Annotated in this window: 11 protein-coding genes and 1 pseudogene; 6 read left to right on the top strand and 6 right to left on the bottom strand. The window is 74.1% G+C overall.

The window, feature by feature from the left end; translation table 11 throughout:
* Positions 1-88: 88 nt before the first annotated feature.
* From ACZ66Z_RS28385 to ACZ66Z_RS28375, 3 genes are all read right to left on the bottom strand, one after another.
* Positions 89-1522 (bottom strand): CitMHS family transporter, encoded by a 1434-nt coding sequence (locus tag ACZ66Z_RS28385; RefSeq protein WP_469938203.1) that lies wholly within the window; start codon positions 1520-1522, stop codon positions 89-91.
* Between the two features lie 147 nt (positions 1523-1669).
* The gene (locus tag ACZ66Z_RS28380) at positions 1670-3868 is read right to left on the bottom strand and encodes a molybdopterin-dependent oxidoreductase (RefSeq protein WP_469938202.1); all 2199 of its coding nucleotides are present in this window, start codon (positions 3866-3868) and stop codon (positions 1670-1672) included.
* 75 nt (positions 3869-3943) lie between these two features.
* A complete protein-coding gene (locus tag ACZ66Z_RS28375; protein WP_469938201.1) occupies positions 3944-4795 on the bottom strand; it encodes a TetR/AcrR family transcriptional regulator in 852 nt (283 codons plus the stop codon).
* Between the two features lie 39 nt (positions 4796-4834).
* Here ACZ66Z_RS28375 and hmgA point away from each other — a divergent pair, with 39 nt between their 5' ends.
* The 3 genes from hmgA to ACZ66Z_RS28360 are packed head-to-tail and all read left to right on the top strand — an operon-like array spanning position 4835 to position 8237.
* The gene (gene hmgA / locus ACZ66Z_RS28370; protein ID WP_469938200.1) at positions 4835-6157 is read left to right on the top strand and encodes a homogentisate 1,2-dioxygenase; all 1323 of its coding nucleotides are present in this window, start codon (positions 4835-4837) and stop codon (positions 6155-6157) included.
* Between the two features lie 40 nt (positions 6158-6197).
* Positions 6198-6947: a GntR family transcriptional regulator gene (locus ACZ66Z_RS28365; protein WP_469938199.1), complete on the top strand. Its 750-nt coding sequence runs from the start codon at positions 6198-6200 to the stop codon at positions 6945-6947.
* A gap of 54 nt (positions 6948-7001) precedes the next feature.
* Entirely contained in the window at positions 7002-8237 is a 1236-nt protein-coding gene (locus ACZ66Z_RS28360) for a type ISP restriction/modification enzyme (RefSeq protein WP_469938198.1), read from the top strand.
* Positions 8238-8240: 3 nt separating this feature from the next.
* On the opposite strand, the gene ACZ66Z_RS28355 is transcribed toward ACZ66Z_RS28360, so the two are convergent.
* Entirely contained in the window at positions 8241-8363 is a 123-nt protein-coding gene (locus tag ACZ66Z_RS28355; protein WP_469938197.1) for a hypothetical protein, read from the bottom strand.
* On the opposite strand from ACZ66Z_RS28355, the pseudogene ACZ66Z_RS28350 reads away from it, so the two are divergent.
* Positions 8323-8433, top strand: a pseudogene (locus tag ACZ66Z_RS28350) (ABC transporter permease); the annotation flags it as partial. The gene ACZ66Z_RS28355 and the pseudogene ACZ66Z_RS28350 sit on opposite strands and share 41 nt — an antisense overlap.
* A 49-nt stretch (positions 8434-8482) precedes the next feature.
* A complete protein-coding gene (locus ACZ66Z_RS28345; protein ID WP_469938196.1) occupies positions 8483-9676 on the top strand; it encodes a CaiB/BaiF CoA transferase family protein in 1194 nt (397 codons plus the stop codon).
* A 98-nt stretch (positions 9677-9774) separates the two neighbouring features.
* Here the strand turns inward: ACZ66Z_RS28345 and ACZ66Z_RS28340 are convergent, their stop codons facing one another.
* Positions 9775-10047, bottom strand: a complete 273-nt coding sequence (locus ACZ66Z_RS28340; RefSeq protein ID WP_469938195.1) for a hypothetical protein — start codon at positions 10045-10047, stop codon at positions 9775-9777.
* A gap of 332 nt (positions 10048-10379) precedes the next feature.
* On the opposite strand from ACZ66Z_RS28340, the gene ACZ66Z_RS28335 reads away from it, so the two are divergent.
* Positions 10380-11351, top strand: a complete 972-nt coding sequence (locus ACZ66Z_RS28335) for a protein kinase domain-containing protein (RefSeq protein WP_469938194.1) — start codon at positions 10380-10382, stop codon at positions 11349-11351.
* On the opposite strand, the gene ACZ66Z_RS28330 is transcribed toward ACZ66Z_RS28335, so the two are convergent.
* Entirely contained in the window at positions 11335-12141 is an 807-nt protein-coding gene (locus ACZ66Z_RS28330) for an SGNH/GDSL hydrolase family protein (RefSeq protein WP_469938193.1), read from the bottom strand. The genes ACZ66Z_RS28335 and ACZ66Z_RS28330 overlap by 17 nt on opposite strands.
* Positions 12142-12313 lie beyond the last annotated feature (172 nt).

Raw genomic sequence — 12313 nt, 5'->3', positions numbered from 1 at the left:
GGACACAGAGGGTGGCGACCCGGCGCGCCACCCTCCGACTTCCACCCGTCCGGCTCACTCCCGCCCACGGGGGACGGGCCCGGCGGGGTCAGACGATCCCGAAGAGGACCCCCGCCCCCAGCACGACCAGCGAGGTCAGCGCGGCCCACTTCACCGTGAACCTGGTGTGGTCGCCGAACTCCACCTTCGCCATGCCGACCAGCACGTACACGGCGGGGACCAGCGGACTCGACATGTGCAGGGCCTGGCCGACCAGCGAGGCGCGGGCGATCTCCAGGGGCGACACGCCGTGGGCGGCGCCCGCCTCCGCGAGGACCGGCAGCACGCCGAAGTAGAAGCCGTCGTTCGACATGAAGTACGTGAGCGGAAGGCTCAGCACGCCGGTGACCAGGGCCATGTGCGGACCCATGCCCTCGGGAACGGCGCCGACGAGCCACTCGGCCATGTGCTCGACCATGCCCGTGCCGGTGAGGACGCCGGTGAAGACGGCGGCGGCGAAGACCATGCCGGCGACGTTGAGGACGTTGTCCGCGTGGGCGGCGATCCGCTCCTTCTGCTCGGCCGTCTTCGGGTAGTTGACGGTGAGCGCGAGGGCGGCGCCGAGGAGGAACAGCACCGGGATCGGCAGCAGTTCGAGGATCATCGCGGCGAGCAGCGCGACCGTCAGGGCGGCGTTGAACCAGTACAGCCCGGGGCGGAGCGTCGCGCGGTTCGGGTCGAGCCCCCGGAACCCCTCGCCGGCGCCCGTGGCGGAGCCGGCCCCGGGGACGCCCGTCGCCTTCCCGCCACCGGCCCCGTCCTCGGCCCCGGCTCCTCCCTCGACCCTGTCCTCCGCCCCGCCCTTGCCGCCGCCCGCCGTGACCAGCACCGCGTCGGTCTCCGGGACCAGGGCCTCGTCGAGGGTCAGGTAGCCGATGCGCTTGCGCTCGCGGCGCCCGAGCACGTACGCCAGCGCGAAGACGAAGAGCAGGCCCGCGCCGAGCGCGGGGATCATCGGCACGAAGATGTCGGCGGCGTCCAGCTTGAGCGCGGTTGCGGCGCGGGCGGTGGGCCCGCCCCACGGCAGGGTGTTCATGACGCCGTTGGCGGTGGCGGCGACGCCCGTCATGACCACCAGGCTCATCTTGAGCCGCTTGTAGAGCGGATACATCGCCGAGACGGTGATCATGAAGGTGGTGGAGCCGTCGCCGTCCAGCGAGACGATCGCGGCGAGCGCCGCCGTGCCCACGACGACCCGCACGGGGTCCGCCTTGCAGAAGCGCAGGACGCCCCGGACGACCGGGTCGAAGAGGCCCACGTCGATCATGACGCCGAAGTAGACGATCGCGAACATCAGCATCGCGGCGGTCGGCGCCAGCTTGCCGACCCCTTCGATGACGTAGTCGCCGAGCTGGGCCCCCTGCCCGACCGCGACGCAGAACAGCGCGGGGACCAGGACGAGCGCCGCTATCGGCGACATCCTCTTGAGCATGATCAGGACCAGGAAGGTCGCGATCATGGCGAAGCCGAGGACGGTCAGCATGGAGGACACCTCACGTTCACCCTTGAACTGCCGCCGAGCGGCGGTCCGGATGACGGTAGGCGCCCCCCTTCGCCGTCAACAAGACGTTCACGCGTGAGCAATACGAGCAAAACCCCAGGTCACGGCGGGGTGACGAGCCGGAGGGGCCTACAGGGGAGACACCTCCACGGGGAAGCCGTTCAGGACGGCGGTCCCGGACAGGGGGTCGATCCGGGACCCGTCGAGCAGCTGGTTGACGTTGACGCCGGGGCGCGTGGAGGCGACGGCGAGCCGGGTGCCCGGCCGGTCGTGGCCCCAGCCGTGGGGAAGGCTGACGACCCCCGGCCGCACGCCGTCGGTGACCTCCACCGGCACCTCCACCTCACCGCCCTCCCCCTTCACCCGTGCGGTCCCGCCGTCGGTCAGCCGCAGCCGCTCCGCGTCCTCGGGGTGCACCTGGAGGGTGCAGCGGTTCGAACCCCCGCCCAGGGCAGGGGTGTTGTGCAGCCAGCTGTTGTTGGAACGCAGGTGCCTGCGCCCGACGAGCTGGAGGGTCCCCGGCTCCGGTACGGCGTCGAGGGCGGCCCGCAGCCGGGGCAGGTCGGCGGCGAGGGGGGCCGGGAACAGTTCGATCCGTCCGCTGCGGGTCTTGAGGAGCCCGGGCAGGCGCGGCTCCAGCGGGCCGAGGTCGATGCCGTGCGGGTGCGCCTTCAGCTCGTCGAGCGTGAGGCCGTACGGCCCGAGCCGCAGCATCAGGTCGAGCCGCCGCTCGGCCCCGGTGGTCCCGGAGAGCCGGGCGGCGAACTCCCCGGGATCCGCGCCGTACGCCGGGGAGTGCTCCTGCGTCACGGCCTTGGCGAGGGTGGTGTCGACGGCCAGGTCGTCGACGGCCGACGGCGGGGCGCCGTGCATCCCGGACACGGCGAGGATCAGCCGGGCGTGGATCTCGCACTCGTCCATGGCGTCCGCTTCGAGGGGGAGGACCGCCGGCGTGTAGCGGGCCTGGTTGCGGACGGCGAAGGAGTTGAAGGCGAAGTCGAAGTGGGCGCTCCGGGAGGGCGGCGGCGGGGGCAGCAGGACGTCGGCGTGGCGGGTGGTCTCGTTGAGGTACGGGTCGACGGCGACCATCAGGTCGAGGGAGCCGAGGGCCGCGTCGAGGCGGTCCCCGTCGGGCGCGGACAGGACGGGGTTGGCGGCGACGGTGATCACCGCGCGGATGCGTCCCTCCCCCGGCGTCTCGATCTCCTCGGCGAGGGCGACGAGCGGCAACTCGCCCTTGACCTCGGGGTGGTGCGAGACCCTGCTGTGCCGACGGCCGAGGGCGAAGCCCCTGCCGGGTCCGGCGGGGCGCGGCGCCGGCGCGGTGGCGGAGAGCGGGAAGAGGGCGCCGCCGGGCCGGTCGAGGTTGCCGGTGAGGACGTTGAGGACGTCGACGAGCCAGTTGGCGAGGCTGCCGTACGCCACGGTGGAGCTGCCCATCCGTCCGTAGACGGCGGCGGTGGGCGCGGCGGCGAGCTCCCGGGCGAGGGTGCGGAGGGTGTCCGCGTCCACGTCGCAGGCGGCGGCGACCGCCTCGGGGCTGAACTCCCGCACCGCGGCCCGTACCTCCTCGACGCCCTCCACGTGGGCGGCGAGCGGGCCGGGGTCGGCGAGGTCCTCGTCGAAGAGGGTGTGGACGAGGGCGGCCAGGAGCAGCGCGTCGGCGCCGGGGCGGATCGCGACGTGCCGGTCGGCGAGGCGGGCGGTGCGGGTGCGCCGGGGGTCGACGACGGTGAGGGTGCCGCCGCGCCGCCGCAGCGCCTTGAGCCTGCCGGGGAAGTCGGGGGCGGTGCACAGGCTGCCGTTGGAGTCCAGCGGGTTGGCTCCGAGGACCAGCAGGTGGTCGGTGCGGTCCAGGTCCGGCACGGGAACGGCGAACGGGTCTCCGAAGAGCAGGCCGCTGGAGACGTGCTTGGGCATCTGGTCGAGCGTGGAGGCGGTGAAGACGTTCCGGGTGCGCACCGCGCCGATCAGCAGGGGCGGGTAGAGGGCGCCTGCGATCGTGTGCGCGTTGGGGTTGCCCAGGACGATGCCCACGGAGTCCGGCCCGTGCTCCTCGACGATCGGCCGGATCCGGGCGGCGATCGTGTCGAACGCCTCGGCCCAGGTGGCCTCCTGGAGCCTGCCGTCCTTGCGGACCAGGGGGGTGCGGAGCCGGTCGGGGTCGGCGTCGATCTCGGGGAAGGAGGCGCCCTTGGGGCAGATGAACCCCTGGCTGAAGACGTCGTCGCGGTCGCCGCGCGCCCCGCTGACGCGGTTCCCGTCGAGCGTCAGGGTCAGTCCGCAGGTCGCTTCGCAGAGGGGGCAGATGCGCAGGGCGGTGGGCATGGCGTCTCCCTGAGAGCGTCGGATGACGCCGAGCCTACCGACCGGTAGGCACGGACGGGAGGGGTCCGCGCGAGGTTACGAGAGCGAGGGCACCAGGTACGCGTGGAGGAGGCACCGCGTCTCGGCGACGAGCGCCGGGTCCCCGGCGGGATCGACACGGAAGGCGAGCCGGACCAGGGCGTCGGCGGTCTCGACGCCGACCAGGATCTTCCGGTGCAGTTCGGCGTCGGCGGGGCGGCCCAGGTGGGTGGCGAGGAGGGCGCAGATCCGTTCGGCGACGAGGCGGTTGGGGTCCTCGACGACGGCCTCGGCCGGACCGCCCACCGAACCGCCCACCGAACCGTCGACCGAACCGCCCACCGAGCCGTCCACCGAGCCGTCCACCGAGCCGTCGACCGAACCGCCCACCGAGCCGTCGACCGAACCGCCCACCGAGCCGTCCACCGCGGTTTCCCCCGGAGTGCCGGGCACGCCGAAGTCGACGAGCGCGAACCCCGGGACGGTCCGCTTCATCTCGATGAACTCGTCGAGGACGCCGTCGATGGCGCCGTGCGCGTCGAGGAGCGGCGCCCCGGCGAGCCGCTCCGAGACCCGCTCGGCGTACCGGTCGAGGTTCCGGTGGGCCAGGGCGGCGACCATCGCCCGCTTGTTGCCGAAGAAGCGGTAGACGGAGCCGATGGGGACGCCGGCGCGGACGGCGACGGCACGGGTGCTCAACCGCTCGTACCCGGTCTCGTCGAGGAGCACGGCGCAGGCGTCGAGGATCCGGGCCAGCCGCTCGGCGCTGCGCTGCTGCACGGGGGCGCGGCGGAGCGCCGGCTGGGTTCGGGGGCGGGGCTGGGGCACGGGGACCATGATGCCGCTCCGATCGGGGTCGGGGCGATCGTCGGACCTGTTGACGTAGCCCTCACAGAATCCTACGGTCATGCATAGGATTCCCTTGCGGGCTCAGGACAGGAGCGGTCGATGACCACGGAGCAGGCCAGGAAGACGGCCGAGGCGCTCACCTACAGCACCGGTTTCGGCAACGAGCACAGCTCGGAGGCGGTCCCCGGCGCGCTGCCGGACGGCCGCAACTCGCCGCAGCGCGCGCCCCTCGGCCTCTACGCCGAGCAGCTCAGCGGAAGCGCCTTCACCGAGCCGCGGTCCCACAACCGCCGCTCCTGGCTCTACCGGATCCGCCCCTCGGCCGCGCACCCGCCGTTCACCCGGATCGACAACGGCACCCTCGCTGGCGCCCCCTTCACCGAGACGGTGCCGGACCCGAACCGGTTGCGCTGGAACCCGCTGCCCGAGCCGGCCCCCGGCACCGACTGGCTGGCAGGCCTGTGGACCCTCGGCGGCAACGGCGACGCGACCCAGCGCACCGGCATGGCCGTGCACCTCTACCACGCCAACGCCCCCATGGAGCGGGTCTTCGGCGACGCCGACGGCGAGCTGCTGATCGTCCCGGAGCGCGGCGGCCTCCTCCTCCGCACCGAGCTGGGCCTGCTCGCCGCCCGCCCGGGCGAGGTGGCGCTGATCCCGCGCGGCGTGCGCTTCCGCGTCGAGCTGCTCGACGAGACCGCCCGCGGTTACGTCTGCGAGAACTACGGCGCCCCGTTCCAGCTCCCGGACCTCGGTCCGATCGGCGCCAACGGCCTCGCCAACGCCCGCGACTTCCGCGCCCCCGTCGCCGCCCACGAGGACGTCGAGGGCCCGGTCGAGGTGGTCAACAAGTACTGCGGAAACCTCTGGTCGGCGACGTACGGCCACTCCCCGCTGGACGTCGTCGCCTGGCACGGCAACCACACGCCGTACGTCTACGACCTGCGCCGCTTCAACGTCATCGGGACGATCTCCTACGACCACCCCGACCCGTCGATCTTCACGGTGCTCACCTCGCCCTCCGACACCCCCGGCCTGGCCGGCGTCGACTTCGTGGTCTTCGCCCCGCGCTGGCTGGTCGGCGAGGACACCTTCCGTCCGCCGTACTTCCACCGGAACGTGATGAGCGAGTACATGGGCCTCATCGAGGGCGCGTACGACGCCAAGACGGCCGGGAGGGGGGGGTTCGTGCCGGGCGGCGGCTCGCTGCACAACATGATGTCCGCGCACGGCCCCGACCGGGAGACCTTCGACAAGGCGAGCGCAGCCGAGCTGAAGCCGCAGAAGATCGACGACGGCCTCGCCTTCATGTTCGAGACCCGCTGGCCGGTGACCACGACCCCGCAGGCCGCGGGCGCCGACCACCTGCAGCGGGGGTACGACGACGTATGGCAGGGTCTCGAGCGCCACTTCCGGCCGTAGTGTCTCGGCCGTAAGACCGTAGCCTTCGTACGGAGAACCCGTGACCGCCTTCGCCCCCGACTCGCTGGTCCTGAACCGCAAGCTGCCGCTCTGGTACCAGGTCTCGCAGTCGCTGCGCGCCTCGATACTGGGCCGCGCGCCCGACGCCTCGCTGCGGCTGCCCACCGAGGAGCAGCTCGCGGCCCACTACGGCGTGAGCGTGCTGACCATGCGCCAGGCCCTCAAGGAGCTGGAGGAGGAGGGCCTGATCAGCCGGCACCGGCGGCGCGGGACCTTCATCGAGCCGGGCGCACGGCGGTCCGCCCCGCGCCGGCTGCTCGGCTCGATCGACGCGATCGTGGCCCAGCAGTCGGGCGAGCGGACGACGGTCCTCGGGCACGGCAGCGAGCCGGTGCCCGGGGAGCTCGCCGAGTACTTCCCGGACGTGCCGGAGGTCGTGGCGTACCGGCGGCTGCGCAGCGACGGGGAGAGCGGCGAGCCGACCAACTGGGCGGAGAACGCGGTGCGGCCCGAGCTCGCCGTCGCGATCGACCCGGCCGATCTGGAGCGCTGGCCGATGACGAAGGTGCTGCGGGACGTGGTCGGGGTGCGGATCAGCCGCATCACGGACACGGTCGAGGCCCGCCTCGCGGACCCGGAGACGGCGGCCCTGCTCCAGGTCCCGCTGCTCTCCCCGATCCTCCACTACACGGGCGTGACCTACGACGAGGACGGCCGGGTCGTCGACGTGGCCCGCATCCGCTACCGCGGCGACCGCTTCTCCTTCACGGTCACGGTGGAGGCGCACTGACGGGTCGGCTCCGGAGCGGCCGGCGCTGGCCCCGTACGGAGGGCGGTCGTTAGCATGCGGGGCGTGACGGAAGCCCCCCGGACGGAAGCCCCCCGCGCGGACGACGCCCCGCTCCTCCTCGACGAGCTGATGCCCTGGTCCGTGGCCCCGCCGCGGTTCGGGCGGGCGTGGATCGTCGCTCCCGACGCCCGCACCCTGCGGACCCGGTGGGACCGGCTGGTGTCCGCCGAGGGGGCCGAGCGGGAGGCGCTGTTCCGGCCGAGCCGGGCGCGGACCCCGGCGAGCGCGGTGGGCGCGCTGCCCGGGCAGCGGACGGGCACCGCGCGCTTCGCGCGCGAGACGGGGCCGTGCCCGGAGCCGGTGCGGGTGGCGCACGGGCCGTTCGACGAGCAGTGGCTGCTGCCGGACCACCGGCTGATCGACACCGCCCGGCCGGAACTGTGGCGGGTGGCCGGGGAGCCGCAGGTCTTCGCCGTCGAGCAGGGGTACGTGCCGGGGGCGGCCGGGCCCGCGCTCCTGGTGACGGGGGCGCTGCCGGAGGGCCGCTCACCAGCGGGCCGTCCGGGCCGCGTCCGGCCGCTGTTCCGGCGCCCCGGGGGCCGGGAGCCCAATCTCGCGCCCGGCCTCCTGGACTTCCTCGGCGAGCGGTACGGGCGCGAGGTCGACGCCCGTGACTGGCTGGCGTGGACGGTGGCGGCGGCCCTGCCCTCCCCCGCCGGGTGCCGCGTCCCGCTGCCCGGGGATCCGGAGGCGTGGGCGGCGGGCGTGGCGCTCGGCCGGGAGCTCGCCGACGTGCAGCTGCGCGGCCTCCTGAGCGGGACGAGGCCCCGGTTGCCGGGCGGGCGGCGGCCCTACGTGCGGGCGGCGGTCCCGGCGCGGCCGGCCGCGCTGGCGTACGACCCCGGGACCGAGGCGCTCGACGTCGGCGGGGGCCTGATCTCGCCCGTACCGGCGGAGGCCTGGGAGTACCGGGTCGGCGGGGTGCGGGTCCTGGAGCAGTGGTTCGCGCACCGGACGGCCCCGGCGGAGCCCGGCTCCCTGGAGGCGATCGGGCCGGCCGCCTGGCCGCAGGAGTGGACCTCGGAGCTGCTCGACCTGGTCACCGTGCTCGCGCTGCTCGGAGCCCGGGAGCCGGAGCGCGCGGCGCTGACCGCCGGAGCGGCCGGGGGCCCCGGCAGGGCGGAGCTCACCGCGGCCGGGGTCCTCCCCGCACCCGCCCGGTCCCGCCGCCCCGCGTCGGTGCTCGACCACCAGGAGGAGGGCCCGGAGGGGCAGTTCACGCTCCTCTGAGCGTCACCGGTCGCCGTCCGGCGCGAAGGACTGCAGGAGGCGGGCGACGGCCATCGCGAAGATCTCGTCCGCGTCGACGGGAGCGGCGGACGCGGCCTGGCCGGTGGCCCACCCGGTCGCGGGCACGCTGCTCCGGTCGCTCGGCCTCCTCGCCGTCTTCGCCCCGCTCGCCGTCCGGCGGTACGCCCGGGGGTGACGCACCCCCGGGTGACAAGGACCGGTCCGGCGCGGTAGGCAGGACGGTCATGAGCACTCAGCCACTCCCCCTCGCCGGGGTCACGGTCGTCGCCGTCGAGCAGGCCGTCGCCGCGCCCTTCGCCACCCGCCAGCTCGCCGACCTCGGCGCCCGCGTCGTCAAGATCGAGCGCCCCGACGGCGGGGACTTCGCCCGGGGGTACGACACGGCCGCCCGGGGTCTCGCCTCGCACTTCGTGTGGTGCAACCGCGGCAAGGAGTCGGTGGCGGTCGACCTCAAGGACCCCCGGGGCCTGGCGCTCGTCCGGAAGATGGTGGCCGGTGCCGACGTCTTCGTGCAGAACCTGGCGCAGGGCGCGGCGGCCCGCCTCGGCCTCGACGCCGCCGGACTGTGTGCGGCGCACCCGTGGCTGATCGCGGTGGACGTCTCGGGGTACGGGGCGGAGGGGCCGTACGCGCACAAGCGGGCCTACGACATGCTCGTGCAGTGCGAGGCGGGTCTGGTGTCGGTGACCGGCACGCCCGGGCAGCCCGTCAAGTCGGGGATCCCGGCCGCCGACATCGCCGCCGGGATGTACGCCTTCTCCGGCGTCCTCGCCGCCCTCGTCCGGCGCGGCACGACCGGCCGGGGCGGTCCGGTGGAGGTCTCCCTGCTCGACTCGCTGGCCGAGTGGATGGGGCATCCGCTGCACCACGGGATGCACGGGGGCGCGGCCCCGGCGCGCACGGGGCTCGCGCACGCGGTGATCGCCCCGTACGACGCCTATCCGACGACGGACGGGCTCGTCCTGCTCTCCGTGCAGAACGACCGGGAGTGGCGGCGGCTCGCCGAGCGGGTCGTCGGCCGGCCCGAGCTGGCCGACGACCCGGCGTTCGCGACGAACACGGCGCGGGTGACGGGGCGCGCGGCGACGGACGCGGTGGTCGCGGCGGCGCTCGCCCCGCTGACGGCGGCCGAGGCGCTGGCGCGGCTGGACGCGGCGGGCATCGCCTGCGCCCGGCTCAACTCGGTCGCGGAGCTGGCGGACCACCCGCAGCTGACGGCGCGTGACCGGTGGCGGGAGGTGGAGTCCCCGGTGGGGCCGCTGCGGACGCTGCTGCCGCCGATCGTGTTCCCGGACGCACCGGAGCCGCGGATGGACCGGATCCCGGCCCTCGGGCAGGACACGGACGAGGTGCTCGCCGAGCTCGGGGTGCCGGAGGCGGAGGTGAAGGAGCTGCGGGACGCGGGGGTGATCGCCTGACGGGAAGCGGACGGGGCCCTCCGCGTACCGGGCGGGCCCCGGACACGACGGAACGCCGGACGGGCGGGGACACGTCCGGCGGGGTCGCGGGCGGGGCCCTAGTGGCGCGTGCCGAAGAGCGAGCGGCGCAGGCGGCGGAGCGGGGCGAAGAGCGAGACCCGCGCGCTGCGGCTGCGGTGGCCGTGCACCGGCACCTCACGCGTACGCGTCGTCAGTTCCTGCATGAGCAGCGTCGCCTCGGCCACTTCGCGCTGGGGCACGGCGGGGCCGCCGAGCACCGCGAGATGGCGGTCGAGCCGCGAACTGGTCGCGCTGCTTCCGCAGGTGATGGCAGGCACTCGCGGCCTGCTGCGCATTGCTATCTGTTCCATGTCACTCCCCACCCGTACAAGGGCACCCGGCCCGGGCAGGTTAACCCTATCGCTCCGTCGTGACACCCGTGTATCCCGGCGGCGGGATTCGACACACTCGTACGGGGGTTGACGGTGACTGTCCGAATACATCTGATTCCAGGGCGAGTTGGACAGCGCTCGAACACCTGCCGAACCGTCACGAACCATCCTGCACTCCGGACCGCCGCCCACGGGCACGAGGACGGGTGTGATCTCCGCCACCAAGATCGTCCGGGCCGTCCCGCGCGTGTCGCGCGCGGGTCCCGCGCAGGACCGGAGCCGGGAGGGCGCCCCTCGGCTACCGTGGATCCATGACGGTGATCGCGGGTCGTTACCGGCTGCTCGACGTCCTCGCCGAGGGGGCGACGGGCACCGTCTGGCGCGCCCTGGACGAGACCGACCGGCACGAGGTGGCGCTCGAGGAGTTCCGCGCCCCGGCCGGACTGCCGGCCGACGAGGTCCTCCTGCTGTACGCGCGGCGGGAGCGCGAGGCACGGGCCGCCGCGCGGATCTCCCACCCCTCCGTCGTACGGGTCCTGGGCGTGGCCGCCGAGGACGGCCGGCCCTGGGTGGTGACGGAGCTCGTCCGCGGCCTCACCCTCGCCGAGACCCTCGACGCGGACGGCCCGCTCCCCGCGCGCGAGGCCGCGCGCGTCGGAGCCGAGGTCCTCGCCGGCCTGCGGGCCGCCCGGGAGGCGGGCACACCGCACCGGGGGGTGCGCCCCGGGCAGGTGATCCTCGCGAACGACGGACGGGTCGTCGTCACCGGCTTCGGCGGCACGCCGGAGGGCCCCTCGGGCCCCGAGGCGGATCTGCGCTCCTTGGGGGCGCTCCTGGAGGCGGCGACGGACGACCGGTCCGGGCCGCTGGGCGCCGTGATCGAGGAGCTGACGGGCGGGGAGCCCGCCGTGACGGCCGGTCAGGTCGAGCGCGAGCTGCGCCGGGCGGCCTCGGGCGGCACGCCGAGGACGGAGGCGGGGCCGGTGGAGGCCTCCGCTCCGCCCCGGACCGGCCGCGACGGCGTCGGCGGGGCGGGCACGCAGGCCGGGGTCCCGCCGACGCCGGCGAGGCCGTCGGGCCCGCCACGGGCGACGCCCCGACGGGGGCCCGTCCTGGTGGCCGGGATCGTCGGGGCGCTGCTGATCGCGGGGGTGTTGGCGTATCAGGCGGTGAAGGACGACGGACCGGGCACCGGGCCGGGGCCGGGCGGTGTCACGAGCACCGCTCCGACGGGACCCGGCGCCACGGGCGCCGACGGCGGGACGGTTACACCGCACCCCTGAAGGAGGGCAGGTAGCCACCGGACTGTCCGGCGGCGGTCGGGTGGTACGACTCCCCGATGTTGAGCCAGTTGACGCTGTGCAGCCAGGCCGAGCTCGAGCAGATCTCGTGGCCGGTGAAGGCGGAGACGACGCCGGCGTAGGTGAAGCCGTGGTCGGCCGCGCGCTTGGCGACGGCCGCGTTGAGGTAGTCGGAGGCGTTGTTGATGGCGCTGCGCTCGTTCTCGCTGAGGCCGGCGATGCAGCTGCCGCCCAGCTGGTAGAAGCGCGGGTACCCGAGGACGACGACGTGGGCGGCGGGCGCCTTGCTGCTGATGGCGTTGTAGACGGAGTCGAGCTTGCCGGGGAGCGTGGTGTCGACGTAGGCCTTGGCCTGATTCACGCGGTTGATGCAGGTGGACTCGGACTGCAGCACACACGTCGTCATGACGTCGGCGAAACCGGCGTCATTTCCCCCGATCGTGAGGGAGACCAGGTCGGTGGCGGCCGAGAGGGGTCCGAGCTGATTCGCGGTCACATCACCCGTTCGGGCGCCGGAGCAGGCGGTGAAAGCGAAGGAGGAGGGGGCGTTGGCGTTCTTCCACAGGACCGGATACGCCTTCGTGGAGCGCTTGCAGTCGCCGCTGGCGCTGTCGTAACTCCCTGAGCCGACACCGGAGGAGTACGAGTCCCCCAGGGCCACGTAGTCGAGTGCGGCGGTCTCGGCGGCCTGGGCCGCGCCCGACCCGGTGAGGGCGAGGACGGCGCCGAGCAGGAGCGAGGACGAGAAGGCGGCAAAACGGGACAGTCTCATGGAACCTCCCTGTAGCAGGATCTCTGCGCTACCAGGTAGTAGCATCGGATCCGCCGCGCCGGAAGTGTTCATGTCAAAACTGGGGATGAACAGCTGCCGATCCTCCGTCAGGGACAGTCGAGATCAAGCCACTTCGGGAAGCGAAGCGACGTCGTCGTGACAGCCGTAAAAC

This window comes from Streptomyces sp. NPDC107498 (genome assembly GCF_055582805.1).
The sequence above is the reverse complement of the archived record's forward strand: the minus strand, read 5'-3'. Positions and strand labels throughout refer to the sequence as shown.